The 26,291-nt window shown below is 46.8% G+C and carries 23 protein-coding genes and 3 pseudogenes; 16 read left to right on the forward strand and 10 right to left on the reverse strand.

What is annotated here, in order from left to right; all coding sequences use genetic code 11:
• Positions 1–214: 214 nt before the first annotated feature.
• The gene (locus LRP50_RS08190; protein ID WP_274163972.1) at positions 215–574 is read left to right on the forward strand and encodes a DUF805 domain-containing protein; all 360 of its coding nucleotides are present in this window, start codon (positions 215–217) and stop codon (positions 572–574) included.
• Between the two features lie 150 nt (positions 575–724).
• Here LRP50_RS08190 and LRP50_RS08195 read toward each other — a convergent pair whose 3' ends face one another.
• A complete protein-coding gene (locus LRP50_RS08195; protein ID WP_274163973.1) occupies positions 725–1,435 on the reverse strand; it encodes a response regulator in 711 nt (236 codons plus the stop codon).
• Between the two features lie 48 nt (positions 1,436–1,483).
• Positions 1,484–3,100 (reverse strand): ATP-binding protein, encoded by a 1,617-nt coding sequence (locus tag LRP50_RS08200; RefSeq protein WP_274163974.1) that lies wholly within the window; start codon positions 3,098–3,100, stop codon positions 1,484–1,486.
• 258 nt (positions 3,101–3,358) lie between these two features.
• Here LRP50_RS08200 and LRP50_RS08205 point away from each other — a divergent pair, with 258 nt between their 5' ends.
• From LRP50_RS08205 to LRP50_RS08235, 7 genes are all read left to right on the forward strand, one after another.
• The gene (locus tag LRP50_RS08205) at positions 3,359–4,342 is read left to right on the forward strand and encodes a tripartite tricarboxylate transporter substrate binding protein (RefSeq protein ID WP_274163975.1); all 984 of its coding nucleotides are present in this window, start codon (positions 3,359–3,361) and stop codon (positions 4,340–4,342) included.
• Positions 4,343–4,440: 98 nt separating this feature from the next.
• The gene (locus LRP50_RS08210) at positions 4,441–4,914 is read left to right on the forward strand and encodes a tripartite tricarboxylate transporter TctB family protein (protein WP_274163976.1); all 474 of its coding nucleotides are present in this window, start codon (positions 4,441–4,443) and stop codon (positions 4,912–4,914) included.
• Positions 4,915–4,918: 4 nt separating this feature from the next.
• Complete coding sequence (locus tag LRP50_RS08215; protein ID WP_274163977.1) at positions 4,919–6,469, forward strand: tripartite tricarboxylate transporter permease; 1,551 nt, start codon at positions 4,919–4,921, stop codon at positions 6,467–6,469.
• 8 nt (positions 6,470–6,477) lie between these two features.
• Positions 6,478–7,680: a CaiB/BaiF CoA transferase family protein gene (locus tag LRP50_RS08220; RefSeq protein WP_274163978.1), complete on the forward strand. Its 1,203-nt coding sequence runs from the start codon at positions 6,478–6,480 to the stop codon at positions 7,678–7,680.
• Entirely contained in the window at positions 7,677–8,522 is an 846-nt protein-coding gene (locus tag LRP50_RS08225; protein WP_274163979.1) for a citryl-CoA lyase, read from the forward strand. The genes LRP50_RS08220 and LRP50_RS08225 overlap by 4 nt, the downstream gene beginning before the upstream one ends.
• 272 nt (positions 8,523–8,794) lie before the next feature.
• Positions 8,795–9,193 carry an ATP synthase subunit B family protein gene (locus tag LRP50_RS08230; RefSeq protein ID WP_274163980.1) on the forward strand — a complete coding sequence of 133 codons (399 nt, stop codon included), beginning with the start codon at positions 8,795–8,797 and terminating at the stop codon, positions 9,191–9,193.
• Between the two features lie 22 nt (positions 9,194–9,215).
• Positions 9,216–9,695, forward strand: coding sequence for a GNAT family N-acetyltransferase (locus tag LRP50_RS08235; protein WP_274163981.1), 480 nt, complete (start codon positions 9,216–9,218; stop codon positions 9,693–9,695).
• Positions 9,696–9,888: 193 nt separating this feature from the next.
• Here the strand turns inward: LRP50_RS08235 and LRP50_RS08240 are convergent, their stop codons facing one another.
• Positions 9,889–11,595 (reverse strand): mechanosensitive ion channel domain-containing protein, encoded by a 1,707-nt coding sequence (locus tag LRP50_RS08240; RefSeq protein WP_274163982.1) that lies wholly within the window; start codon positions 11,593–11,595, stop codon positions 9,889–9,891.
• A 248-nt stretch (positions 11,596–11,843) separates the two neighbouring features.
• On the opposite strand from LRP50_RS08240, the gene LRP50_RS08245 reads away from it, so the two are divergent.
• The 7 genes and pseudogenes from LRP50_RS08245 to LRP50_RS08275 all read left to right on the forward strand — a co-directional run bounded on the left by LRP50_RS08245 (position 11,844) and on the right by LRP50_RS08275 (position 16,751).
• Positions 11,844–12,377 carry a cytochrome b gene (locus LRP50_RS08245; protein ID WP_274163983.1) on the forward strand — a complete coding sequence of 178 codons (534 nt, stop codon included), beginning with the start codon at positions 11,844–11,846 and terminating at the stop codon, positions 12,375–12,377.
• A gap of 179 nt (positions 12,378–12,556) precedes the next feature.
• The gene (locus LRP50_RS08250; protein ID WP_274163984.1) at positions 12,557–13,390 is read left to right on the forward strand and encodes a ParA family protein; all 834 of its coding nucleotides are present in this window, start codon (positions 12,557–12,559) and stop codon (positions 13,388–13,390) included.
• A 90-nt stretch (positions 13,391–13,480) separates the two neighbouring features.
• A complete protein-coding gene (locus LRP50_RS08255; RefSeq protein ID WP_274163985.1) occupies positions 13,481–14,203 on the forward strand; it encodes a winged helix-turn-helix domain-containing protein in 723 nt (240 codons plus the stop codon).
• A gap of 2 nt (positions 14,204–14,205) precedes the next feature.
• Entirely contained in the window at positions 14,206–14,934 is a 729-nt protein-coding gene (locus LRP50_RS08260) for a DUF3307 domain-containing protein (RefSeq protein WP_274163986.1), read from the forward strand.
• Positions 14,935–15,093: 159 nt separating this feature from the next.
• A pseudogene (locus tag LRP50_RS25790) lies at positions 15,094–15,174 on the forward strand (transposase DNA-binding-containing protein); the annotation flags it as partial.
• Between the two features lie 136 nt (positions 15,175–15,310).
• The gene (gene abiEi, locus LRP50_RS08270) at positions 15,311–15,835 is read left to right on the forward strand and encodes a type IV toxin-antitoxin system AbiEi family antitoxin (protein ID WP_274163987.1); all 525 of its coding nucleotides are present in this window, start codon (positions 15,311–15,313) and stop codon (positions 15,833–15,835) included.
• 28 nt (positions 15,836–15,863) lie between these two features.
• A complete protein-coding gene (locus tag LRP50_RS08275; protein ID WP_274163988.1) occupies positions 15,864–16,751 on the forward strand; it encodes a nucleotidyl transferase AbiEii/AbiGii toxin family protein in 888 nt (295 codons plus the stop codon).
• A 154-nt stretch (positions 16,752–16,905) separates the two neighbouring features.
• On the opposite strand, the pseudogene LRP50_RS08280 reads toward LRP50_RS08275, so the two are convergent.
• Positions 16,906–17,307, reverse strand: a pseudogene (locus tag LRP50_RS08280) (YicC/YloC family endoribonuclease); the annotation flags it as partial.
• Between LRP50_RS08280 and LRP50_RS08285 the strand changes: the two are divergent.
• Positions 17,308–17,631, forward strand: a pseudogene (locus tag LRP50_RS08285) (IS4 family transposase); the annotation flags it as partial. It abuts the pseudogene before it with no gap.
• Between the two features lie 51 nt (positions 17,632–17,682).
• Here LRP50_RS08285 and LRP50_RS08290 read toward each other — a convergent pair.
• The 6 genes from LRP50_RS08290 to LRP50_RS08315 all read right to left on the reverse strand — a co-directional run bounded on the left by LRP50_RS08290 (position 17,683) and on the right by LRP50_RS08315 (position 26,283).
• Entirely contained in the window at positions 17,683–18,645 is a 963-nt protein-coding gene (locus tag LRP50_RS08290; protein ID WP_274163989.1) for a TerC/Alx family metal homeostasis membrane protein, read from the reverse strand.
• 479 nt (positions 18,646–19,124) lie between these two features.
• Positions 19,125–21,014, reverse strand: a complete 1,890-nt coding sequence (locus tag LRP50_RS08295) for a methyl-accepting chemotaxis protein (protein WP_274163990.1) — start codon at positions 21,012–21,014, stop codon at positions 19,125–19,127.
• A gap of 240 nt (positions 21,015–21,254) precedes the next feature.
• Positions 21,255–22,241, reverse strand: a complete 987-nt coding sequence (locus LRP50_RS08300) for an Ldh family oxidoreductase (protein WP_274163991.1) — start codon at positions 22,239–22,241, stop codon at positions 21,255–21,257.
• Between the two features lie 190 nt (positions 22,242–22,431).
• Complete coding sequence (locus LRP50_RS08305) at positions 22,432–23,019, reverse strand: aminomethyltransferase family protein (RefSeq protein WP_274163992.1); 588 nt, start codon at positions 23,017–23,019, stop codon at positions 22,432–22,434.
• Position 23,020: 1 nt separating this feature from the next.
• Positions 23,021–25,930 carry a glycine cleavage T C-terminal barrel domain-containing protein gene (locus LRP50_RS08310; RefSeq protein ID WP_274163993.1) on the reverse strand — a complete coding sequence of 970 codons (2,910 nt, stop codon included), beginning with the start codon at positions 25,928–25,930 and terminating at the stop codon, positions 23,021–23,023.
• Entirely contained in the window at positions 25,927–26,283 is a 357-nt protein-coding gene (locus LRP50_RS08315; RefSeq protein WP_274163994.1) for a sarcosine oxidase subunit delta, read from the reverse strand. Before LRP50_RS08315 ends, LRP50_RS08310 begins: the two co-directional genes overlap by 4 nt.
• Positions 26,284–26,291 lie beyond the last annotated feature (8 nt).

The raw sequence follows: 26,291 nt of genomic DNA on the forward strand, positions 1-26,291 counted from the left end.
CACACGCATATCATCGCCTTTGCGAATCCAGTTATTATTGGGTTTGTCAGTTGCATTGTGTCTCTAGCACAAATACGACTAATTCCCAATTCTTGGTCAGAAAGTCTTAGCGACGTGTTGGTATCATCCCCAAAATCACATGCTAAATCAGTTGTATGTGGTTTTGGGATTTATACATTTACTAAAAAAGTCGTTAACGACACGGAGGTTGGTGATGAGCTATTTCTTATTAGCACTAAAAAACTTTGCAGTATTTTCTGGGAGAGCGAGAAGAAAAGAGTATTGGATGTTTATCCTGTTCTATCTGATTTTCTCTATTGCTCTCACTATTGTTGATCAAATCTTGGGGAGTGTGTTTCTATCTTTGATCTTCTCTTTGGTCTTGCTTATCCCAAGTATCAGTCTGACAGCCAGAAGGCTTCATGATACTGGACGAAGTGGTTGGTGGCAGTTGATTGTTTTAATCCCTTTGGTTGGTGCCATTGTGATGCTGGTTTTCCTCGTGCAGGACAGTCACGAAGACAATATATATGGTGCCAACCCGAAAGGCATTAAAGCAGGTGTGACGGTTTAACGAGCCGATCTAGCCTGGAAAGTGATAATCACTGTCGTTGCTGTTTGATATGGCATTGGCGGTGATTTTTTTTATCACTTGGCAATGGCCAACAACGTTTTATCGCTACTGCTTCCCAGTTTAGTTCATACCTATTTAGTTCACACCCACTTAGCTCACACCAATGTAACGCCTTTCGGGTCGTCCGACACTGCCATAGTTAACCTGCGCTTCTAGCTCTAACGTGCTAACCATATATTCGAGGTAGCGACGTGCAGTTGTGCGGCTTGCACCAATTAAGTTGCCCACTTCTTCAGCATTGAGCGAGCCCTCTAAGTCAGCAAACACGGCGCGAATTTTATCGAGCGTAATAACGTCAATGCCTTTCGGGAGACGCGGGAGATTGTTGCTGGTGGAATTATCGACCGTTGGTACGGACGTCATTCGTTGCGGAAGAAGTGTGTCGACATCCGTTTGGGCAAGCGATTCCATCGCTCTAAGTTTCTCTAGGTGGGCAGCATATTGTCCAATGACTTCTTGCAAGCGCTCAAACACTAAGGGTTTGAGAATGTAGTAGAAAACGCCACTGCGAAGGGCTTCTCTTAGCGTATCAACTTCTTTGGCTGCGGTGATGAGAATGACATCTGTGGCGCAGTTGTTGGCCCGTAGTTTTCGCAGTAAATCTAGCCCTGTTCCTTTTGGGAAATGATTATCTAACAACAGCAGTTCTGGTTTAAATACTTCAACGAGGTCTTCAGCATCCTCCAATGAATGGGCGATACCGACGAGTTCTACACCGTCAATACGGTCTAGGAAGCGTTTTTGAATCTCAGCGATTTGAACGTCATCTTCAGCGATAACAACGCGGATACTTTGAGTCATAGGTACAGCATTATCCTTTTTTCCTAGTTTCTCGTACGTTACGTTATTTTAGTTGTTGATCGTCGCCCTAGCTTTGGGAATGTATACGGTGAAGCGACTTCCTTTGTGAACTGTGGGTTCGAGCAAAATAGTGCCCCCCAGCTTTTGCAGTAGTTTCTCGACAAGATGAAGTCCAAATCCATGTCCTTCGCCTTGTTTCGTCGTGACGCCTTTACGAAAAATGCTATCTTGCTCATGCTCTGGGATACCGGAGCCTTCATCTTCAATTTCGAAAATCAGATCATTTCCCAAGTCTGTCATTGATAGTCGTACATCGGTACGTTGATTTTTCAATGTGGCTTCTAAGGCATTGTCTATCAAGTTACCTATAATGCTCACGATCTCTTCTCGAGGGATGTGATCAGGAATCTCCTTCATGCTGCTTTCTGGGTCAATTTCTAGGTGCAACCCCAGCTCCTTGGCTCGGTTGTATTTGCCCAGCATACACCCTGCGAGGATAGGATCAGGGACAGCTTCCACAAGCAGTTGAATTAAGGCTTGGTGGCTTTGGGTTTCTTGACCAATCAACGCCAGGGCTTCGTCGTTCGCGCCAAGTTCGATTAAGCCTGCAATGGTGTGAAGTTTGTTCGAATACTCGTGGGATTGGCTGCGCAATGTATCAGCATATTGCTCGATTTGACTGAGTTTTTTACTGATTGCATCAAGCTCGTCTTTGCGCCTAAAGCTTGATACAACCCCAGTAATGCTACCATCTTGCAGCACAGGAAGACGATTGACGATAAGGTTTCTGTCTTGCAGCCATACGTCTTTGTCGATTTGTGGTGTGCCCGTTCGAAGTACATCCATTAAACGGCTGTCGGGAAGCACTTCTTCGATGGGGCGCCCTGTAAGTTTGGTATTGGCATCCAACCCTAAGGTATCTATGGCAGCACGGTTGAACGTGGTGATGTTGCCTTCGCCGTTCACTGCGATAATCCCTTCTCTAATAGACTCTAGCGTTGCGTTTCGTTCCTGAAAGAGGCGTCCAATTTGCTCTGGCTCCAGCCCAAAAATCGCCTTCTTGAAGTGTGAGGCAAACCAAAGCCCAGTGAGCACGCTCAAGCCGAAACTCAGTACGATCACCATGTACAGGGTGTTTCTGTACCTGTCGATAATGCCTTCCACAGTGTCGAGCATAAAGCCGACAGAAATAATACCAATGACGTTCTCGTGGCTCGCATCAAAGATTGGCGCTTTTCCGCGTACGGATGCGCCAAGGCTTCCTATCGCCTTTTGGATGTAAGGTTTTCCATAGAGAAGGGCGGGCTCGTTGTAATCACCATCATCGTCATACATGGGTTTTCCCAAACGTTTCCATGAAGGGTGTGCAAGTCGAATCCCGTTTCTATCTCCTATCACCACGAAGCGCGCATCGTTGATGTCGGCGAGTTCGAGAGTCAGCGTTTGCAGGAATTCGCTGTCACGGTTATCTACAGCGTCAACGACTTCGGGTATAGCGGCGATGGTCTTTGCAACGTGTAGGGCGCGTTGGCCGATTTGCTCATCCAGAGAATGGCTGAGGTATCCCAATGCAAATAAGCCAATCAATCCAGTTTGTAGCAGGGCCATCAGGCCCAAGATGAGCATCATGCGGGTTTTGAGCTTGAGAGAGCGAAGTGAAAACATAGATTTGAATGCGCCTTGATAACAACCTTATAACTTAATGGTAGCGGCATTATCTATCTTGTTGAAATGATGATTCTTTGTGGTCTGTCACGCAAGTGAACAATATGAACATAATGCTTTTTATAGTTTAAAAAAACATTAAATCCACAAGGTTTCCAAGTGGCCGATCAGTTAATAGGTTGAATGGGTAGGACAACAGTCAATTAAGACAAGAATAATTAACGCGTCCAAAGGACGGAACGACACAAGGAAATATGTATGTTTTCAAAATTGTTCGCTAAAAAGCGCGCTATCGTTGCTGCGATTGCGCTGACATCTGCAATGACGGCGGGTGTAGCTTCGGCTGCGGTAGAAGAAGTTCACTTCCTCATTCCAGGCGGTGCTGGTGGTGGCTGGGATGGTACTGCTCGTGGTACGGGTGAAGCCCTGTCTAAATCTGGCTTAGTAGAAACGGTATCTTACGAAAACATGTCTGGTGGTGGCGGTGGTAAAGCGATTGCACACTTGATTGAAGTTGCGGAGCAATCAGACAACACGTTAATGGTTAATTCAACGCCTATTGTCATTCGCTCTCTTTCTAAAGTTTTCCCACAATCTTTCCGCGATTTGACACCTATTGCCGCGACGATTGGCGATTACGCCGCTTTTGTTGTGCCTAAAGATTCTAAGTACAACAGCTTCAAAGAAATCGTGGCTGACTATAACGAAAACCCTCGCTCAGTGGCAGTTGCTGGCGGTTCATCACGTGGTGGCATGGACCACCTCGTTGCTGCGATGGCATTTAAAGCGGCAGGCGGTGATCCTAAACGTGTGAAATACGTGGCGTATGATGCGGGCGGTAAAGCCATGGCGGGTATGCTTTCTGGTGAAACTCAAGTGCTTTCTACAGGCTTTAGTGAAGCATTGGCGCTGAAAAATGCAGGTGAAGTACGCATTCTTGCTATCACCAGCGATGAGCGTTCTCCTGCTGCACCAGATGTACCGACCTTGAAAGAACAAGGTTATGACGCGAGCTTTGTTAACTGGCGTGGTTTCTTCGGTGCGCCTGGTTTGTCTGATGCCCAAGCGGATGAATACGCACAAACGCTCGAGAAAATGTACACAACTGATGAATGGGTGGAAGTTCGTGACCGCAATGGTTGGACTGAAATCTTCAAACCACGTGCTGAGTTCGTTACCTTCCTTGAAGGTCAAGAACAAGAAGTGGGCAGTTTGATGAAGGAACTTGGTTTCCTACGTTAATCATGAAAAACACGCCGGGTTCTTAGCACTAGGCCTAGGACTCGGCGTTCTTATTTCTGACGGGCTTGCTCGTTTGTTGTTGTATCAAGGAGTGTCAGATGGTTGTCACTAAAGACCATATCGGTGGTCTCGTCTTTCTCTGTCTTTCAGTGGCATACGGTGTTTATGCGCGTGAAATACCAATGTTTCCTGGCGATGAATATGAACCGTTTAATGCGCAAACTCTGCCTATCTTCCTATCTTGGTTGGGCGGAATTCTAGGATTTTTAATGTTGGTGACGGCGCGTCGAGACGTTGCTAGCAAGCTCTCTGTGGCTGGGCTTGATTTCTTGCTGGTGGCGAAGCTTCTCATCCTGATTATGATTTTTGCTTTCGCCCTTGAATGGGTGGGCTTTATGTTGTCGACGATTCTGTTTTTGGTGGGCGGATATTGGATCCTTGGTGAACGCCGTCCAAAAATGCTGTTCATTGCATCCGTGCCTTTTGCTGTCGGCATCTGGTTTATTCTTGCGAAGTTGTTGGATATCTATCTCGCACCGGGTCGCTTCTTTACACAAGTTTTAGGAGGTTAAGAAGATGTGGGAAGGAATCTCAACCGGCTTAGGCACTGCCTTAATGCCGTTCAACCTCATGATGGTCGTCGTTGGCTGTTTCGCTGGCACCTTCATTGGCATGCTGCCGGGTCTTGGCCCTATTTCTGCGGTTGCGTTAATGATCCCAATTACTTACGGCCTTGATCCTGCGTCTGGCATCATCTTGATGGCGGGTGTGTATTACGGTGCGGTATTTGGGGGCTCTACGTCTTCCATCCTGATTAACGCGCCAGGTTGTGCAAGCACGGTTGTTACTGCGTTTGATGGCTACCCAATGGCGCAACAACGCCAAGCAGGTAAAGCGTTAGCGTTGGCGGCGTACTCGTCGTTCACTGGCGGCACGATTGGTGCAATTATCCTGCTTTTCGCGGCGCCTGCTTTGGCCTCGGTTTCACTCAGTTTTCAATCTTCTGACTACTTTGCACTGATGATCCTCGGTCTTACCGCCGTTTCTGCCTTTGCGGGCAAAGGCCAAGTGTTGAAAGCCATGGCGATGACTGTATTTGGATTGATGATTGCCACGATTGGTACGGATGCGATAACAGGCGCACCGCGATTTACTTTTAACAATATCGATTTGGTGGATGGCATCAGTTTCTTATTGCTCGCGATGGCGACGTTTGCATTGGCAGAAGTTGTCACCACAGTGATGAAAGGGCAGCACAAAGAAAAAGAAGCGGACATGGACATGGCGGCGCTCGGCAGCATGAAACTGTCAAAAGAAGAAGTAAAAGAAGTGGCACCGACCGTGGCGCGTTCTTCGATCTTCGGCTTTATCGTCGGTGTTTTGCCGGGGGCAGGCGCGACGATTGCGTCATTCCTTGCTTATGGGCTTGAACGTAACCTCGCGCCAAAGCGTCTGAAAGAGAAATTTGGTAAAGGTGCACTGCGCGGATTGGCAGCACCAGAGTCAGCAAACAACGCAGCATCCACAGGTTCATTTGTGCCCTTGTTAACCTTGGGAATTCCTGGCTCAGGCACAACGGCTATCATGCTGGGTGCGTTGATTGCCTATGGTATTCAGCCGGGGCCACGTTTGTTTATTGATAATCCTGATGTGTTCTGGTCGGTGATTATATCCATGTACTTCGGTAACTTGGTGTTATTGATCCTGAACCTCCCACTGATTCCGTACATTTCGCGCTTGTTGGCCATTCCGCGCCCCATCTTGATCCCGTTGATTTTGTTCTTCTCCATCACCGGTGTGTACTTGGTGAGTTTCAACACTTTCGATATCAATATGATGGTGTTGATTACTGTGGTGGCGATATTCCTTAAGTTGCTCGACTTCCCAATGGCGCCAATGCTACTTGGCTTCATACTGGGTGGCATTATGGAAAACAACCTGAGTCGCGCATTGATTATCTCTGATGGCAGTTTGAGCTTCCTGTGGGATCGTCCGTTAACGCTAACCATTATGTGTATTTCAATCTTTGTATTGTTGCTGCCCCTGATTCGACGCGTGCTCGACAAAATGGGGGTCGGTATCAAACTGCAGCCTAATAAAGCACAAGTCGATCGTAATGACGGTTAGGAGGACGCATGCACGATGCATTGTCATGCTTTAGGGTACTGGATTTAACCAACGTACTGGCAGGCCCATTCGCCTGCCATCAGTTGGCGCATTTAGGTGCGGAAGTCATAAAAGTGGAGGTCCCCCACAGTGGGGATCTTGCGCGTCAATTGGGTGCCGATGCGGATTTAAACCGCGAGAAAATGGGCATTTCCTTTCTCGCTCAAAACTCAGGAAAACGTTCTATCACCGTCAATCTCAAACACCCTGACGGCAAAGCCGTGCTCAAAAAGCTGGTTGAATCTGCTGATGTGTTAGTGGAGAACTTCCGACCGGGTGTCATGGCGCGTTTGGGGCTTGATTACGATGTGTTGAAATCCGTAAATCCCAAGCTGATTTACTGCGCGATTTCGGGTTATGGCGCTGATGGCCCCATGAAAAATTTGCCAGCGTATGACCAAATTATTCAAGGCATGTCGGGTGTGATGTCAATAACCGGCGCACCGGATAATGCACCTTACCGTGTTGGTTATCCCATTGCCGATACCATTGGTGGAATTACCGCGGCCTTTGCGATTTCTTCTGCATTGGCAGGGAGGGCACACACTGGTAAGGGCTGCTTTATTGATGTGTCCATGCTGGAGTCAACGCTCGCGACGATGGGCTGGGCTGTATCTAACTTCCTCGTCGCAGGTCGTGAACCTCAGCCTATGGGCAATGACAATGTGACGGCAAGCCCTTCAGGCGCTTTTAAAACTGGTGATGGTCTCATTAATATTGCTGCGAATAAGCAGGAACAGTTCGAAGCCATTTGTGATTTGTTAGGGCGAGCAGAGTTAAAAGTTGATCCGCGATTCAACGAGCGACAAGCAAGGCTCAAACATCGCGCTGTGTTGACAGAGATTCTTGAAGATGCGTTTTCAACGGATTCTGCCGAAGTCTGGGAACAAAAGCTCAATGCCATTGGCGTGCCTGCAGGGCGCGTGCTCACTGTGCCGCAGGCTCTAAATCTAGAGCAAGTAAAACAACGTGATTTCGAAGGGACATTTGATGACGTGGACGGTATAAGAAGAGATGTTCATATCGTTAGGACGGGTTTTCTTGTGGATGGAAAACGCCCTAAAGTGGAATCGCCGCCACCCCAATTGGGTGAACACAGCGCTGATATTCTCTCTGAGCTCGGGTTTAGCGATGACGACATTAAAACGTTTCGAGCAGAGGGCGCAGTATGAGTATTCGACGACCGACTAACGGCCCAGAAAAAGCGGTTGCTGATTGGTGGCGTACAGACATTATCGATATGACGCCGGGGGAGATTGGCTATTACGGGTATCCGATAGAAGATCTCATTGGCAACGTCAGCTTTACCCAAATGATTTGGTTGATGACGCAAGGTTCTCTGCCTTCGCCAGAAAAAGCGAAATTGCTCGATGCCGCGTTAATGTCCGCCGTTGATCATGGCCCACAAGCGCCAAGTATTGCGATTGCGCGCATGGCAGCAACCTGTGGCGTTGGTTTGAACAATGCGATGGCGTCTGCGGTGAATGTGTTGGGCGATGTGCATGGCGGTGCGGGTGAGCAGGCCATGGCCTTGTATCAAATGATTGATGACATTGCGAAAAATGATGGTGTTGATGTTGTCGTTGCTACGCAAAAAGGGCTTGAGAAACAGCGCGAGCTGTTCGGTAAGTTCATCCCCGGTTTTGGCCACCGTTTCCATCCTGTCGATCCAAGAGCACCGCGTTTAATGGCGGTGGTAGAAGGCACGAAAACGGATGGTGTGGTAGAAGGGCGTTATTTGGCGATAGCTCAACAAGTCGAATTACAACTTGAACAGGAGAAAGGGAAGAAAATCCCGATGAACATTGATGGGGCAACGGCTGTGATTTACGCAGAACTTGGTGTTGCTCCTGAGCTTGCCAGAGGGTTGTTTTGTTTATCTCGTTCAGTAGGAATACTGGCGCACGCTTGGGAGCAGACACAACAAGGTGGCAGAAACAAAGGCCCAATCCCTCGAGACTTACTGTGGACGTATGACGGTCCTGCGAAGCGCTCGGTGCCTGATAGCGATTAACTTCTGCGCGAGCTTGTTTGTTTAGTTCACCGACATCAACGCCATCCATCGATGGCGTTTTTGTGTTTGGAGGTGCAACGAAAGCTTGGTTTATCGTCTATCTTGAATAATTATGAACGCTGTTTTATTGTTGCTTGAACTGTGACCATGTGTAGTATTACATTTGTCATTGCATTAAAGGACACTTTTAGGTGTCGTTGCGGTCTGTATTAGCATGCCGTATTTCGAACACACAGTAAGATAGAGGCTTGGTGTCACCAAAGGATAGGAGCATGAATATGAAAATCACATCGATTTTATTTACCTTGCTATTGTGTTTGCCCATAGCGGCGAATGCGGAAGAAAGTAGCTGGGATAAAGCAAAAGAGTCAGCGGCAGAAGCGTGGGATTCAGCGAAAGACGCAGGCGGCAGTGCGTGGGATGCAACGAAAGAGAAGAGCGGTGAACTGATTGATAAAGCAGAAGAAGGTAGTTCTGATTTATGGGACAGTGCCAAAGAAAAAAGTAGTGACCTTTGGAATAAGAGCAAAGAAAAGGGCAGTGAAATCATAGAGGAAGCAGAAAAGAAAGCTGATGAAGTGCTGACCAAGCCAGAAGAAACTGAACCGACTCCTGCCCCCGTCGTACCGTTGAAACCAGAGGATTCCCCCGACTTCACTCAATCTGCTTGATTCGCGAAAGGAAGTGATCGTCATGGATATCCGGTTAAGAAAAGCGCTAAACAGTGATATTTCGTTTCTTATGTCGCTGCGAAAGCTAACCATGCAGCAGTATCTTGAAGCGGCGGGTATGCCAACCTCTGATGAAGCTCATTTAACGCGCATTAACTATAAGTTTGACTGCGCGGAAATCATCACGGTGAGTGACATCCCAGTTGGCTTATTCAAAGCGGAATTTATCGAAGACCAAAATCAGTGGTACCTCGTTCAGTTGCAAGTGCACCCTGACTACCAGAACCGAGGCATCGGTTATACCGTGCTTGAACGATTGTTGAGCTCTGCAAGTGAATCTGCATCTCGCATAAGGTTAAGCGTGATAAAAACCAATCCGGCTCGAGATTTGTATATACGATTGGGCTTTGAGGTTGTTGAGCAAAGTGATTGTGAATACATCATGGAAAACAACAGTCTGCTGAATAACATTGCAGAGTCAAAAGTGAAAAATACCGCTTAGTTCTTGCTTAAGAAGAGTGCAAATTACATCCAGAACTTAGACGTGGTGCATCAACGCACGACGCTTTTTGAGTGATACAAACGACAAAGAATACTGAGCCAAAGGCCAAAGTCAAAAATCAAAAGTTAGAGAAAAGGGAGCGAATATGCTCCCTTTTTTGATCGTTTCATTCGCCTTACGGACTTAAAGCGTATTAACCGTCTTTGGGTTGCGAAGGGAGTGCGTGATCATTTTGCATATGTAGATGCACATCTTGTTGTGGGAATGGAATAGAAATTCCTTCCTTGTCGAAGCGGATTTTCACCTCCCGCGTGACGTCCCAGTACACATCCCAATAGTCGTCTGTTTTTACCCAAGGGCGAACAATAAAATCCACAGAAGAGTTATTGAGCACATGAACTTTGATCATGGGTTCTGGAGCTCGAAGAACAGCAGGGTGGTTTGTCACAATGTCATTGAGTACGTCTTCAACGTGGGGGATGCTATCGCTATAGCTGACGCCAAATACCATATCGACGCGTCGAACGCGTTCATGGGTGACGTTCTTGATAACATCTCCCCAAATCTTGCTGTTAGGCACGATGATGATTTGATTATCAAAGGTTTTAATCGTCGTGTTGACCAAACTCATGTGGCTAACCTTGCCTTCGACCCCCCCTGCGGCAACATAATCACCGACATCGAATGGGCGATAGATCAGCAGCATCATGCCCGCCGCGAAATTCGATAACGTATCTTGCAGCGCAAAACCGATAATGACACCAGCAATACCGAAACCGGTGAGAATTGGGGTGAGGTTCAAACCCACTTGTGACAAGGCGATCAGGATACCTATAAACCACACGCCCTTGCCAGACATGGAAATGAAGAACTCTTGCATGAGTAACGAAAAGTTGAGGTTCTTTGAGGCAACGGCACGCTTAACCACTTTTCGAGCAATATTGGCGATGAAGCGCGCAATAAAAAGAATGATTAAAAAGACAAGGAGTTGAAAAATGTGCTGCGGCGCATTCTCGAGTAACCATCCCCAAAATTTGCTAGACCAGGTCTTTACGATGGAGAGCAGTACATCGCCACTAAGCAGATCCTGCGTTACGCTGCCTGTCACTTCAAAATATAATCGTTTGTACTCAGCAGTCGGGATCCCTTCAGCGTCTGACAGGTCAATCATCACCTTAAGGCTGTCGGTTGTGATGCTCATTCGACGTTGAGTGACTAGTTTACTGAGTTGAAGGTTGGCTTTTTCTGCTTCAGGGGCAACTTTTAGCTGCGCATCTTCAGCATTCAACTGTTGCCTTAGATACTCGATATTTGCAGCGAGTTGTTCAGAACGTTGGGAAACTTCTTGCTTTAAGTTGTCTTCTTCGTGGGGGGCGAGTGCGTTGAGCTCTTTCAGCCATGCTACGTTTTGTGATAGCTCTTCATACATACTATCTAGATATTTACGTGATTCTTCATACTCTGCTAGTAAACCGAAGACCTCTTCATTCTTGGCGTCATTTAATTTCTGGGAAAGGCTTGATGAACGTTTGATCAGATATTGAATAGCTTCGTTGGCATAAACTTGTTGCTGTTTTACCTGTTTGATAAGAAAGGGCTTCGCTACGTCGTCACGGTTTATGCTTGAGGCAATGAGGGCACGCAGTTGCTCATTTTTCTGAAACATTTGAAGCTGCATTGCGAGCTTGTCTTCGCCATCTACTTGGTTCTGCATAGAAACCAACTTCGTGAGTTCCTGATGAATCGCCAGTATGCGGTCTTCAATTTTTTCAGAAGCCGCATTTTGATCTTCTGAGGTGGCTTGCATTGACTCAGTGTTTGCAAAAACGGGATAGGAAAACGCAATAATAAAGGCGAAAAAGGCCACAGAAATTAATGACCAGTGCATGCGTAAACTCATCGATAAAGCTCCATCAGACCAAATTAACAATAGGGAAGTATGGCATTTTGTACGACGTTAGGTGTTCAAACTGGCTCTCACATTTGAATAAATAGGGCAATTGTTCAGAAGGGTGTTGTCTAGGTTTTTGAGGTGGTCAACGTATTTTCATATTTTACTTAAATTTACGTTGGTGCGATTGATTAGTGACCAGTGCGAGCGCAAAATATGACCGTTTATTAGCTTTTACTTTATAAGGAGATTTACCGATGAGTAATTCGTCATCATTATCCAAGCAGACGATCTTCTTTCATTGGTTAGTTGCAATCAGTTTTATCGCCGTTCTAGCATTTGGCTTGTACGTGGAAGATTTACCGAAAGGCCCAGAAAAGGGAGAACTTATCGGTCTGCATAAATCCTTTGGCGTATTGGTTCTCGTGTTAGCGGCATCCCGTTTGTTATGGCGCTTTAAGGAAGGTGCAATATCTTCTATTCCTGGCTCGCCGAGATGGCAGGAAAAAATCGCGGCTGGGGTTCATCATTTACTTCTACTCGCCACGTTATTGATGCCCATTTCAGGGATAGCCATGTCGATTGGTGGTGGGCGTGATGTGGGGGTTTTTGGTTTCACTCTCATTACTGCTGGCGAGAAGAATGAACTGCTGGGGCAGATCGGCCACACGACCCATGAAGTCCTTGCCAACATTGTGATTGTCACGTTGGCGTTACATGTACTGGGTGCCTTAAAACACCATATTATCGACAAAGACGCTACGCTTAAGCGAATGTTAGGGAAATCCTGACGTCCCTTAGCATCTCCGTTTTGAAAGCCATCTTAATCGGGTGGCTTTTTTGTTATGGCCGAACCTGAATCCTGCTAATCGAGAGCTATCTTCATTTTTCTGCTTTAACAAACTGATATCTTTAGAAGATATGCACAGTTCGTGGTCGTGCTTCTTTATTATTTACAAAGGAAGAGATCATGAGACGGATCATATTCAATCAAAAAGGCGGTGTTGGTAAATCCAGTATATCGGTCAACCTCGCAGCGCTCAGTGCTGCCAGTGGTAAGAAAACACTGCTGATAGATTTAGATATTCAAGGTAACAGTAGCCATTACCTAGGTATTGATATTAATGCCAAGAATGACAAAACGGTGGCGGACTTGTTTGACCAAACCGTGTCATGGTTTTCTGTTTCGACGCCGATTAAGCAATTTCCTCAGCCCACCGCTTATGAAAATCTCGATATCATTCCTTCTAGCCCGCGTCTTGCGGCTCTTGAGCCTGAGTTAGAGCGTCGCTATAAAATATACAAACTGCGTGAAGCACTCGACGAACTAGAGAGTGAATATGAGCGGATATATATTGATACGCCGCCAAATTTAAATTTCTACAGCAAAGCGGGTCTAATCGCGGCGCATAATCTGCTCATACCTTTTGATTGTGATACATTTTCTCATCAGGCGTTGTTGACCTTAATGGATAACCTCGCGGAGCTTCGCGACGATCACAATCGTAATTTGGCGCTCGAAGGGGTGGTCGTAAATATGTTTAACGCGCAGGCGAAATTCCCCGCTCAGATTATCGAACGCGTACGAGAACTCGGTTTACCTCTGCTGGAACCATTTATTCCTCAATCTGTGAAGATGAAAGAGTCGCACTATCATCAAAAGCCGCTCGTTCATTTTGCGCCTCAACATAAGCTTGCTCAGCACTTTGCTGAACTCTATGCGCGATTAGAAAGTGCAGAACAGCAAGTGCCTTCACCTGGAATGTCCGCAAACAATGAAGGTGCAAAGGCTGCGCAGTCATAAAAGTGAATTGGATAAAATGTAACCTTTGACAAAGTTACAATAAAGCGTAACATTTAGATATGTTACCAATTAATGTAACTCAAGGTATGCATGAAAACTCAATACATACACTATGCGGGAGTGATGACTGGCGACCTCGTGGGCTCGACAGAGATGAGCGAGTCCACACGCCAAGGCTGTTTAGCCACATTGGAAAGCTGTTTCTCTCAGTTTCGTCAGCATGAAACCGGTCATCAAGCGAACAATAACTCCCTGATACCTGATGGCGCTGGTTCCGATGCCAGTGACAGCGACACGATGGGGGAGATCTATCGTGGCGATGCATTTCAGCTCTACACTCGCTCCCCCGAACACCTTTTGAACATGGCACTGACGATTCGCATTGCCCTGAAGAGCCTTGGCGAAGATGCCCGTTTATCATTGGCTGTTGCACCAACCAGCGAGCGTCAACTCCCTGTGAGAATGGCCAATAACTCTGATGCTTTCTTGCTATCAGGCCGCCATCTAGATGCCATGAAAAACCAGAGATTGGCGTTTTCCTCTAATGACGAAGACTTTGCTCGCGACGCTCACATGGTTCTTTCTCTACTTGATGACCATATCACACCGCTGACAACCAAAATGGCATTCGCGTTATCGGTTTGGATGCGTCAGCCTAATGCGCAACATGCAGAGCTTGCAAAGGCGTTGGGTATAACTCGAAGCGCATTCACAAGAATCATTAATCGAGCCAATTACGGCCGCATTGACGATACGTGTAAATGGTATGCTGACCGGCTTAAACGTTATCGGAACACTGGCAGGGAGGCTTAAATATGGTACTAACAATACTATTGGTATTGGCCGTGGTTCATGTGTGTGTAGAGTTTTACTTTTTTCCCGTTGTCACACGTCGCGCACGGCATGTTTTTTTGTCCGTTATCATTGAAAGCGTTCTGTCTTTGATTGCCCTCTATTTGCTCGCCATTCCTTTGATTTGGTCATTAGTCGGGGCGTTGTGTATCGGGTTATCAAATGTGGCTATCGCTGTGTGGTTTCGTTCGTCACCGGACGGGTTACGCTACTTGTTCGTCAAACAACTGCTGCACTTATTTGTGCTACTTGTGGTGGTTTTATTTGTGGTGGGTAGTGAAGAGAGAGTTGCTGCAAAACTGGCATTTGAACAAACAGATTGGTGGACACTGTTTTGTTGGGCCTTTGCGTACCTATTAGCAATGAAACCGACATCAACCGCCATTGCTATGCTCTTGCAAAACTGGACCGATGAAGTCGTGAATTCTGCGCCAAGTGAGAGCAATAAACCGCTAAAAGACGCTGGTGCATACATTGGATATTTTGAGCGAATGCTTATCGTGACATTTGTTCTGTGGGGGCAACTACCCGGCGTCGCCTTGGTGTTAGCCGCCAAATCCGTTTTTCGCTTTGGCGATTTAAAAGATCATGGCAGTCGCATGTTCACCGAGTACGTGATGTTAGGTACGTTTTCCAGCGCTTTGTTTGGTATCGGCTGCGGTTTGTTGGGCGGTTATCTCAGTAAGTTTTAGCGCCGCTCCGTGGATAAAGTCTACGCACTAAAAAAGGCACCCATGGGCTGTCTTTCATACACAAATCCCTGAGCAACGCTCAGGGGTTTTTTTTGAACTCATTCCACACACTGTGATCAGATCGTCTAGGGCTAAATATTCGAGGCGATTATTATGAAGATGACAAATCCAGAACAGTGGGCGCAATGTCAATTTGGGCACGCAAACCTCAGCGACCCAAGGCATACACAAAGACTTGTGATCAAGAGACAGTGCATTCCCGCCTTTCGGTCTACAGGTTGTTACCCATAAAGTAATGTTGTGTAGACCTGCACCTTGCGCAAGGCTAATAGTAGGTCTACACTAAGTGACTTATTTGGTAACTTAGCGTAGACCTATGGCGAAATCTGATGAGCTACTAAACGTATTCGCGAAAGCGGTTCGCGCTGGCGGAGGCGTTCACAGTGCAACTGAGCTGGCTTTTATGTTGGGTGTGTCCTGTGACCCTGCTTTCAGAAAACTCCTAGCAGATTGCGTAAAGAAGGGCTTGCTAAGACGGGTGGTGAAAGGTTTTTATGAAAGTATGATTACCCCCCCTGAGCCTGAGACTGCCATTTATAAAATCATCAAAAAGTTACGTAGTGGCGTAGTGAATTACATCAGCTTAGAAAGCCAGCTCAGTCATACCGGCGATATTTCGCAAATTGTGATGGGCAGGGTCACGGTGGTAACTAAAGGTCGAAGTGGGTGTTTTGATACGCCTTATGGTGTGATCGAGCTTACCCATACTAAAAGGCCCGTCGATCAAATCGCCCCTAATTTGTATTACGACCCCGATATCAAAATGTATCGCGCATTCAAAGAGCAAGCGGTTGCCGATCTAAAGCACTGCCGTCGCAATCTACATATGCTGGAGAGCTAAGTATGGGGGAGTGTGTAGGAGATAAAGTATGCTGAAGCAACAAATTCGCCAAATCGTACAGTCAAACCCTGACTATGCAGCAGTCACGCCCGTGATAGAAAAAGAGATCTTGCATCATGACATTATGGACGTGCTGATCAAGCAAGGCGTTATGCAGCGATTAACCTTTATTGGCGGCACCTCATTACGTATGTGTTACAACAGCAGTAGGTTGTCAGAAGATCTTGATTTCAACGGTGGTCATGACTTCAAACCATCTGAGTTTGAGGGGTTGGAGTCCGAGATAAAGGCTTATATTCAAAATAAGTATGAAACTGAAGTTTGGGTAAACAAGCCCTCTGGCGAGCAGCAAGGGGATACCGTTTCGTGGAAGATTAGTATCGTGAAAGAGCCTAATCGTCCTGATTTACCAAGACAAAAAATGCATATTGACGTCTGTGCAATACCCTCATTCGATATCGAAATGCGTCCGTTAATCAATCACTATGACATTGTCGTGCCGACTGAAGGCATCTTGGTTCCGGTTCAGTCACTACAAGAAATACTGGCCGATAAGCTTATTGCGTTAGCGTATCGAACAAGGCGTATTAAACCTCGTGATATCTGGGATATTGTTTGGATTAAGCAGCGCGGAATTGATTTATCAAAGATATTGGTTGAAAAGAAACTCAACGCTCGACACAAGCAAATAGATGACTTTCGACAGGCGCTCTCTACTGCGTTAACCAAGCTAATGTCGGAAGAGGAGGTACACAATGACTTCAATATGGAAATGAGCCGTTTTATCCCTAAACAAATTAAAGAAAGGACGTTAGATAACCCAGAGTATTGGGCGTACGTTCAGGGTGAGGTAAAAGCCATCGCATCTGAGCTACTTCATGATGGCAAGCCAAAAAATCCATTTGACATGAGCTAGTTCTGAGTATTCGAATTTCATAAACTAGGCCTAGTTAACTAAATGGACAAAATGATTTCAGAGGTCTACAAATTGTTACCCATCAAGTGACTTTGTGTAGACCTCTAATCGCTGCATTTTCCCGTTCAGTAAAATACACAGATGAATATTTAACTTGCTCAACGCGATTCGCATCTAGCTCAATCTTGGCTTCTTCTAGTTTGGTGATAAGACGTTCAAGTTGCCAATTTAGAATTTCAGGCATCTTAGCGCGTACTTTTACGACTTCTGCTGCAATTCCATCAAGGCGCTGTTCGATCAGTGCTTTCATGTTTGCGCCTTCGCTTGCACGTGCGGCAATGAAATCATCGACAGCTTCATCAAAGCCGCTCATGAGGGCTTTATTGATCACGTTCATATCTTGTTCTGGTGTTTCCATCATGCCCGGCCATTGCAGGACTTGGAAAGGACCGATATTGCCTTCACCTGAGGTCTCTTAGACCCACTTGGCGGCGTGAATAACCTGTTTTTCCAACTCTTCGTTGATTTTCAACTCTGTGTTTGCAGAAGCATTGGCTTACTGGCTTTTATCGCTACACGCTTACTCCAGCTTCGCTTTATGAAGGAATACAAAGCAGAGTTGGAAACACAATGCTGTGAAACGCTATTGGGTCAGAAAGCTTGGAAATTACTTTGGCTGAAAATGGAGGGAGGTCCGCTACCTCAACAGACACCGGATATGCAGTGGGCATACGATCGTCTAGCCAGATTAGGCGGTTCGAAAGATACCAAGCGGACAGGCCGAGCTTCCGTAGAGGTATTATGGGAAGGATGGTCTAGGTTACAAACCATCCTTGAAGGCTACGAATTGGCAATGTCTCTCAATCACGAAGACTTGTGATCAAGAGACAGCCCATGGGTGCCTTTTTGATGTGTGAAGACCTAGCTAGCGTTAACTAGCTACTCTCTCAAGTTGACGCTGTTTCCAAATAGAAGCACCAATACCAACGGTCAAGGAGGCCAAAATAACGCCCAGTGAAACCGGTGTAGCGATAGCAAATGGTGTTTCAATCAGTAGCATTTTCGTACCGATAAAGCACAGCATGAACGCAAGCGTATGGTGAAGATACGCAAACTTAGTCAGCATGCCACCGAGAACGAAGTACAAAGAACGTAAACCTAGTAATGCAAATACGTTCGCAGCCAAGACCAAGTAGGGTTCTTGAGTAACGGCAAAGATTGCAGGGATAGAATCCAGTGCAAACATCACGTCCGTCATCGCAATCACCATCACTACCACCAGCATTGGTGTAGCAAGAATGCCTAGCGAATCGCGGGTGAATAGCTTGTTTCCATCGTAATCAGGACTAACGCGCAAAAAGCGTTTCACCAATCTAACCGCAAAGCTGTCTGAGAAGGACTCGTTTTCTTCGCCATGTTGACGCCACATTTGTACGCCAGTCCAAATCAAGAAGAAACCAAACAGGTACAACACGAAGTGGAACTGCGCAATCAATGGCGCACCCAGAGAAATCATAATGCCACGCAATACCAATGCGCCGACAATACCGAGCATTAATATACGAGGAACGTGATTTTCAGGCACTTTGAACTGTGCAAAGATCAACGCGAACACAAACAAGTTATCGACGCTCAGCGATTTTTCAAGCAAGTAACCCGTGATAAACGAGGTGGCTGCTTCGCCGTTTGTCAGTTCACTGACGGGTGCCATATGTGGCCAATATAGATAAATAGCACCAGCAAATGCGAACGCGAGGGAGAACCAGAACACACTCCACATAGCGGCGCTGCGAAAACTGATCTTTCCACGAGTGATAAGCAGGTCGATGCCAAGCATCAAAACGGTAAGAACTAACAGGCCTTCGTAACCTGAGAAAAGTTCACTTAGGAACATGACACCTCCGGTGCGCGGAGGAATAGGGGGCAAAAGGAGCACCTAACCAACCACGCAGCTATAAGCAGATAAGCGAATAAATGGCGTTGGTCTCGTCAAAATACAGTGAAACTGTATTCTCGCGTGCCGGTAGCATTAGCTACGGGATGACGACAGCGCGACGGAATGACTACTCCCCAAAACGGCGCAATAGTAGAGCTTTTCTGACAAATTGGAAACAAGAAAATGCTTTGTAAAGAAGGTTTTAATCGGGCGTAGATAAAACTCTTTTTTATTCAAAGGATTGATAGCATAGAGGCTGAAGCGAGTGTGAATATGACTTTTGACGTTTTGCATCGTCAACTGGTTTTTCTCAAGCAGAAAAGCATGCAGAACATGGGTGGATACAAACTATGAAAACTGCAAATGGCAAGGCATGTTGCTCTAATCCTCCGTATGAGAGAAGTAGAGCAACGAGGTGATAATATTGCGGGTGACGGCTAGATGTTGAATTTAGAGATAGCAGAAGTTAATTGTTGATTTGATGCTGACAACTTTTGAACATTGGCGAGTGTGGCTTCTCCACTTTCACCCAATCGGTCTACCATTTGGCTGATTGAATGAATGCTCTCGCTGATCTCATTTGAAGCTTGGCTCTGGGTTTGTGTGATTTCAGTAATATGGCTATTCAAGTTGTTTATTTCTTCTACGGATGTGCTCATGATATCTAAGTTGCTATCAACAAGATTGGTCTGCTCAACTGATTTTTGACAACTGTTTTTCGTATTTTCAATTGCTCGAACCGCGTTCACAGTACCTTCGTTGAGTTTTTGTAGCATATCATTGATTTCTGATGTGCTTTGTTGAGTACGGCTGGCAAGCGCTCGTACCTCATCTGCAACAACGGCGAACCCGCGGCCTTGTTCTCCCGCCCTTGCTGCCTCTATGGCGGCATTCAGGGCGAGTAGATTAGTTTGTTCAGCAATGTCACCGATTACCGTGAGTACGGATGCTATCTTATCTGCATTGTCACTCATGGTCTGAATGTCGTTCTCCATCAGGGTTATTTCGCTAAGCAGGGCGTTTACGCTTTGTACTGATTGGCTGACTTGTTGTTTTGATTCAGCGGTTTGCTCATGGGTTTTCTGCGTGCAACTTAACGCTTCTGACGCGCTGCTTGCAACCGTATCTACCGTTGAGTTCATGCTCTCAACGCGAGAAACCACAAGCAAGGTTTCTTGTTTGTGATGGGTTAGCACGTCGTGATTCTCAACGGTTTTTGCTTTAACGTCTTTAACTTCAGAAGATATATTCGCGGTCGCGTTTGAAATTCCACCTACGATGTCTTGGAGATTTTGTGCAACCTCATTGATGCCTCGTGCAATAACACTGATTTCATCATTGGTATTCACGTCCACTCGCGCGGTGAGATCCCCTTTAGCCAGTTTCTTCATCACACGCATAACCTGGGACAGAGGTTTGAGCAGTTTGCTGACCAGAAACAAGGTGATCACCATCACAAGGATGACCTGAACGAGAGAGAAAATGAGCGAATCCGTTCGGCTAGAGACGACCGTTTGATAGGCGTATTCTTGGTTCATGGCAACCGCTAAATACCACGGCGTACCTTCAATTGATGTGATATTGAATAGATAAGGGCGATTGGCAAGGGTCAGTTCGCTGACTATCGGGTTGGCTGCAAGTGTCGGAAGAGTTTCTGATGTCAATTGAGGAGACATTTCGCTGGCATTGGTCAACAGCAGCGATGTATCGACGCTTGCTAGCAGCGTTGCGTGGTTATCGAGCAACATGGCTTGCGTATTCTCACCACTAATGCTGTTGATATAGTTGATGAGCTGTTTGATTTTAATATCGCCCGCAACCACGGCTTGCTCGCCAGATGTTCGCGTGTATTGCTGAGCTATAGTGACAACCAATTCTCCAGTCACTGAGTCTTTATAAGGCGCTGTAATGACAGGGTCTGTTGCGCTGATGGCTTCGATATACCAAGGTCTCTCCCTTGGGTCATAGCCTTCACTCGATGGCTTGCCGTTGTAACGAATCATATCGCCAGTACCCGTTCCGATATATACAGACTGAAATCCACCAGAGAGGCGCGCTTGATTGAGATAAGCGGGTAGTGTGGAGCCTGGCTCTAAAGCCAAGTCGGATTGCTTTGCGCTTTGAATGATCTCAATGCGGGGTTGTATCCAGTTCTGAATGCCTTTTGCACTAGCTGTTCCAACGGAGTCGATGAATCTGCTAACCGAATCTTCTGTATAGCTAACCAATTGTTGATCTTGCCGTTGATATTGAACAACAGCGACAATAATGATGATGCTGGCAATCGCTAGGGAAATCTTGTGTTTAATCGAACGGGGCATCAGCATTGTTAAGCCTCTCAATTGTCTATGTGTCTCTAAATTGAATCACATTAGTTAGCATAGAACAGACATCCCTTTTGTACTTCCCGGTACCGTCTATAAATTTGTGAAAAGGCAAGGAAGTAGAAGAACGATATATGAGGTAGAGCTACAGTGGCCACTTTCGAATACCGAATATGATAGTCGGCGATGTTGTAATAAAAAACCTCCATTAGGAGGCTTGATTTTGGATACGGGAAATTCTGATTACTGCGGACCAGAAGATAATCGCAGTGCTAGTTCCCACAAAGACTCTGGCACATCAACTTCGGTCAGCTCGTTAATATATTGCCCCGGTAGGCGGGTTCCTTCGTCTTGGGAAACTAAATCTGCAACTTGCTGGCAGCGTTCGTAGAAGTATTCAGAGTTTGCAGGGTCAATCACCAGAAAGTACTGACCGAGATCGTGTGGGTCGCCATTGGTGGCTTTTAGCGGTTTAACAAACTGAGAGGCAATACCGCCTGTGAGACCTGCTGTTAGCAGTTCTGCCATTAAACCAAATCCCCAACCTTTATATCCGCCCGCTGAAACCAAAGAACCCGCCAAGGCTTTATGTGGGTCCGTGGTGGGGTTGCCATCTTCATCTAGCGCCCAGCCTTCGGGAATGCTTTCTCCCGCTTCTTTCGCCATGGTGATTTTGCCGAGAGCGACAACCGTCGTGGATTGGTCAAACTGCATTGCAATGCCGCCATCGCCGTCTGGTACAGAGAAAGCGACTGGGTTGGTGCCGATGGTGCGAATTTTCCCACCCGGTGGTGCAACGATGGGCGAAGAGTTGGTAAAACCAATGGCGATAAAACCACGGCGAGCAATTTGCTCTGTAAAGTAGCCGAGTGATGTACAGGTGTGGCTGTGGCCAATGGCCAGTGCAGCAATACCGTTATCTTTAGCAGCATTCATGACAGTCGGAAATGCGCGAACAAACGCGGATTGCGCAAAACCAAATTTGGCATCCACCTGAACCACGCCAGACTTTGGCGTTGTAATCACAGGCTCTGCATCTTTAGAGACACGACCCGATACCAGTTGTTCACAATAACTCTGTAGATAGTAAAGCCCACAGATTCGATTCTGTCTGGATTCGTTTTTTGCAACAGCAAGCGCGACAGATTCTGCGATCCAGGGTAAAGCGCCATGCTTCTCTAGCGCAGTTTTACAAACATCATGGATCTCCGAAATGGTAATCGTTGGCATACATACTCCTTTAGAATGTGTCACTCAAATCGGGTGATTTGCTCTCAATGGTTCGTCCAAATAAAACTGCTTGAAGACGATACCTAAGCGGGAAACACCTGATTTTGTGTTTAATAGGTCAACTCATACGGTCCTTAAATGAGTCCCTTTTCGCAGATGTCCCTTAATAGTAGTTACTATGTGGATTCGGTTATTGAAACTCATGGGCCGCGTCATCGAGTGCATCCCATAAATAATCAGAACTTGAAATATCACTCAAAATGAGGAAACGCGTTTGCTTCAGATCGGTATTAGATGCGTTGACCACGACAGATGAGACACGCGCTACCGATGTTTGTGCGATGTGCCCTGATGGAAACGCGTCTGGTTGGAGGTTCACGGCACAGACTTTGGCAAAAAGCTGTGGGCATCTATCGCCAGTGAGAACAAACATCGCTGAACTGTGTTGGCAGTATAAGCGTGTTACTTGTTGATGGCTCGTTGCTGACTTTTCCATGCTGAGAATGAGATCGGTATGTTGGTTCTTAACATCAATGATCCAATACTCAGTGAAGCCAAGCCTTAACACCCACAAGCCGTTGTCCATTCTCGTTGCTTGGTTTGGTTTAGAGGGCAGCGCAATGTGGTGATCGGTCAAAAATGACGCGGTTTGCTCTCCTCTGAATCCAATGCGGTTTGAGGTTGTCGCATCGTAGAAGGAGATGGAAGACAACTGGTGATTTTGATCAATGCTGCTGTCTCTTAGCTCTGGTTGAGAACTGATTAAAAAAGAAAACATACTAATTGACCTCCTGGCGTGCGCCATCTGGATCATAGAAGGGCAGAGGCACGACTTCTGGCCACACTTCCTTACCATCGATACGAATTGGGAACAGTGTGCCGGGTTCTTGTTGATCGATACCCACAAATGCAAGACCTATATATGCGTCCAGCGTTGAGGAAAAATCACAGGAAGTCACATTGCCCGTGATGTTTGAATCGTGACCAGCTTTGTCTAACACCAAATGGCCTTCTTCAGGCTTTGCCGACGATTTATCCAGTTTGAAACCAACCAATTTTCGGGTTTGTTCTCGTTGCATGACGATATCGACAGATCGAGACCCCACATAAAATGGCTTGGCTTTGGCTATCGCCCATCCCAATGACAACTCGCCGGGGTGCGACATGCCGTCGGTATCTTGACCAACAATAATATGGCCTTTTTCGAGACGAAGAAGACGCTGCGCTTCGACACCGAACGGGCGCATTCCAAATTCTTCGCCTGCTGACATCAGCAAATCCCAAATTTTGAGTGCGAACAAGGTTGGCATGTGGATTTCATAGCCAAGTTCGCCAACAAACCCTACGCGTGCTAGTCGAACGGGCATGCGATCAATGTGTCCTTCACGGTAAAAAAGATACGGGAACGCATCGGGTGCGAAATCCACATCAGTACACACTTTTTCAAGCACTTTTCGAGCGAGAGGGCCAGCAATATTCACGGCGGAAAAAGCAGACGTCACGTTGGCAATATCAACATTTAATCGCCATTGTGCGTTCCACTTTTTCATTTCGCGGTAAACCGCATCCACACCGCTGGTGGTGGCGGTGACATAGTAATGATCTTCCGCTATTCGGCACGCTACGCCATCGTCCACGACCACGCCTTGTTCATTGGTTAACACGGCGTAGCGTGTTTTCCCTACTGGCTGTTTAACAAAGGCAAAGGTATACATGCGATTGAGAAATTCGGGCGCATCTGGACCGCAAACTTCAATGCCACCGAGGGTACTCACATCAATGATGCCGACGTTTTGTCGAACCGCTAGTGCTTCCTCTTGGATCAGCGCATGACGATTGCTTGGTTCACCATAATAAGCGGGACGTTGCCATGCGCCTGCAGGCATGAATTGTGCACCGAGTGCTTCATGCCTTGCATGCATCGGTGTGAGCCGAACAGGGTTAAATATTCTGCCTGCAAGATAGGCCAGTTTTTCTGGGATAAAGGGCGGACGTGCTGTTGTTACGCCTGTTTCACTGACAGTTCTGCCTGTGGATTCCGCCACAAGACGTGCAGTAGCAAGCGCTGAATGACGGCCTTGAGACGGCCCCATGCCCACGGTGGAAAAGCGTTTAACGAGTTGAATGTCACGGTAGCCCAAACGCGTTGCATTGATGATGTCTTTAGATTGAAGGTCTTCATCGAAATCGACAAAGTCTTTGCCTTTGGGGTGGGGAAAGATGGGCCAAGGAAGGTTTGTGATTTGGTCACAGCTAATCACGTTACCAGCCACATCAGCCAACCCGATTTTGCTTAAACATGTTTGGGCGGCACTTTCGCCGTCTGCCAACACTTTTCCGAGTGCATGAATACCATTTACGGATCCCGCCACATGGAGGTTGTCCGGCAGGTTCTTGAGTGTAAAGCGTGCGGAGGTGTCGTTATAGGTCAATTGCGCGCCTGCCTGACACAACAATTGATACGTCGGCATGTAACCCGATGACACACAGAGAAGATCGCACTCGATGGTAGAAATACGTTGCGCGACGTTGCCATTCTCATCGAGAGAATAGACCTCGACAGAGGAAAGGCGATTGTTTCGGGCTTGTGCTTCATACACCGTCGCACCCAGCAACACGGGGATCCCAAATCCCTGCACGGCATTAACTAAATCGGCGCAACGTTGGGTTCTACGCATATCGATGATGGAAGCGATATCTACACCTTGTTGCGCGAGTTCGATGGCTGCAAGGTAACCGTCGTCATTGCCAGTTAACACCACGGATGTGTTACCCGGTTTAATCGCATAATGCTTCATGAGGCGCATGGCGGCGCTGCAAAGTACAATACCGGGAAGGTCGTTGTTTCTGAAAACGACGTGCTGCTCGAATTCGCCAGATGCCACGATGCACTGCTTCGCTCTGACTTTGTACATGCGGTTGCCAGTAAGAACGGGCAGGTAGTTGTCGGTGAACCATGCGTTACATACAGCGTCCGTCAATACGCGGATCTTAGGATGGTCGATGACAGCAGAACGAAGGGCGTTAAGCTTTTCATCGGCTATTTCACCGTTGATGTCGAACCGGTGATAGGTGAGCGCGCCACCCAACTGCTTGTTTTCATCAACAAGCAAGACCTCTGCACCACCTTGTGCAGCGGTAATGGCGGCATTCAAACCGGCAGGGCCTGCGCCGACAATCATCACATCGCAGAACAGATAAGCTTTGTCATGGTAGGTGGGTTCAAACTGGAGGTTCGCTTTCCCCAATCCTGCCTTTTTGCGGATCAGTGGTTCCCATTTGTCCCAAATGCCTTTTGGCTTATAAAACGCACGATAGTAAAAGCCGACAGGCATAAAGCGTCCGACTTTTTCGAGTAGAGCATCTTTGTCATTTTCTAGTGAACCATTGTAATTTTGGCCCATGACCATTGGCGCTTGCGAAATATCGACACGATCTGCCAACACATTGGCTTCATCGGGAAGTTGAACCAGCGTATTGGCATCTTGACCCGCCATGGTTAATGGCCCGCGAGGACGGTGATATTTGAAAGAGCGCGACATCAGCCATTGGTTGTTTGCAATCAAGGCACTGGCGACGGTGTCGCCTTCATAGCCAAGATATTGTTTTCCTTCAAACTCAAAGCTAACGGTGCTGTCGCGAGAAATCAAAGAGCCCATAGGCGGCGACAATCGATGGTTATCAATCATGGCTGTGCTCCTTTCCCATCGCCGCTTTTAGCATCAATAGCGTTAGCTTTGCGTGTATCAGCATCGGAAGTATCCGTGTCGAAAGTGACTCTTTCTTTGTATATTTCACTGGGATCATAGGTTCGAATAATCTCATCTGAGGCGGTGTGTCGTTCTGCAATAAACCAATAGCCAGAGGCGCTGTGAAACCACCACTCTTTGACGATTTTGATGGTGTTGTCTGAATAGAACACATATTCCGCCCATGCTTTGTCAGAGCAGTTTTTATGGTCGGGCATGGCTTTCACTTCGCCGCCATAGACAAATTCATTGATGTTTCTTGGGCCGTTCAAGGGACAAGGCATTATCTTCATATCACTAC

It is taken from the genome of Enterovibrio gelatinilyticus (genome assembly GCF_028683095.1).
GTDB classification, from domain to species: domain Bacteria; phylum Pseudomonadota; class Gammaproteobacteria; order Enterobacterales; family Vibrionaceae; genus Enterovibrio; species Enterovibrio gelatinilyticus.

Coding starts and splice junctions, on each gene's coding strand:
- LRP50_RS08190 (WP_274163972.1), top strand. CDS start 215: ATGAGCTATTTCTTATTAGCACTAAAAAACTTTGCAGTATTTTCTGGG.
- LRP50_RS08195 (WP_274163973.1), bottom strand. CDS start 1,435: ATGACTCAAAGTATCCGCGTTGTTATCGCTGAAGATGACGTTCAAATC.
- LRP50_RS08200 (WP_274163974.1), bottom strand. CDS start 3,100: ATGTTTTCACTTCGCTCTCTCAAGCTCAAAACCCGCATGATGCTCATC.
- LRP50_RS08205 (WP_274163975.1), top strand. CDS start 3,359: ATGTTTTCAAAATTGTTCGCTAAAAAGCGCGCTATCGTTGCTGCGATT.
- LRP50_RS08210 (WP_274163976.1), top strand. CDS start 4,441: ATGGTTGTCACTAAAGACCATATCGGTGGTCTCGTCTTTCTCTGTCTT.
- LRP50_RS08215 (WP_274163977.1), top strand. CDS start 4,919: ATGTGGGAAGGAATCTCAACCGGCTTAGGCACTGCCTTAATGCCGTTC.
- LRP50_RS08220 (WP_274163978.1), top strand. CDS start 6,478: ATGCACGATGCATTGTCATGCTTTAGGGTACTGGATTTAACCAACGTA.
- LRP50_RS08225 (WP_274163979.1), top strand. CDS start 7,677: ATGAGTATTCGACGACCGACTAACGGCCCAGAAAAAGCGGTTGCTGAT.
- LRP50_RS08230 (WP_274163980.1), top strand. CDS start 8,795: ATGAATATGAAAATCACATCGATTTTATTTACCTTGCTATTGTGTTTG.
- LRP50_RS08235 (WP_274163981.1), top strand. CDS start 9,216: ATGGATATCCGGTTAAGAAAAGCGCTAAACAGTGATATTTCGTTTCTT.
- LRP50_RS08240 (WP_274163982.1), bottom strand. CDS start 11,595: ATGAGTTTACGCATGCACTGGTCATTAATTTCTGTGGCCTTTTTCGCC.
- LRP50_RS08245 (WP_274163983.1), top strand. CDS start 11,844: ATGAGTAATTCGTCATCATTATCCAAGCAGACGATCTTCTTTCATTGG.
- LRP50_RS08250 (WP_274163984.1), top strand. CDS start 12,557: ATGAGACGGATCATATTCAATCAAAAAGGCGGTGTTGGTAAATCCAGT.
- LRP50_RS08255 (WP_274163985.1), top strand. CDS start 13,481: ATGAAAACTCAATACATACACTATGCGGGAGTGATGACTGGCGACCTC.
- LRP50_RS08260 (WP_274163986.1), top strand. CDS start 14,206: ATGGTACTAACAATACTATTGGTATTGGCCGTGGTTCATGTGTGTGTA.
- abiEi (WP_274163987.1), top strand. CDS start 15,311: ATGGCGAAATCTGATGAGCTACTAAACGTATTCGCGAAAGCGGTTCGC.
- LRP50_RS08275 (WP_274163988.1), top strand. CDS start 15,864: ATGCTGAAGCAACAAATTCGCCAAATCGTACAGTCAAACCCTGACTAT.
- LRP50_RS08290 (WP_274163989.1), bottom strand. CDS start 18,645: ATGTTCCTAAGTGAACTTTTCTCAGGTTACGAAGGCCTGTTAGTTCTT.
- LRP50_RS08295 (WP_274163990.1), bottom strand. CDS start 21,014: ATGCTGATGCCCCGTTCGATTAAACACAAGATTTCCCTAGCGATTGCC.
- LRP50_RS08300 (WP_274163991.1), bottom strand. CDS start 22,241: ATGCCAACGATTACCATTTCGGAGATCCATGATGTTTGTAAAACTGCG.
- LRP50_RS08305 (WP_274163992.1), bottom strand. CDS start 23,019: ATGTTTTCTTTTTTAATCAGTTCTCAACCAGAGCTAAGAGACAGCAGC.
- LRP50_RS08310 (WP_274163993.1), bottom strand. CDS start 25,930: ATGATTGATAACCATCGATTGTCGCCGCCTATGGGCTCTTTGATTTCT.
- LRP50_RS08315 (WP_274163994.1), bottom strand. CDS start 26,283: ATGAAGATAATGCCTTGTCCCTTGAACGGCCCAAGAAACATCAATGAA.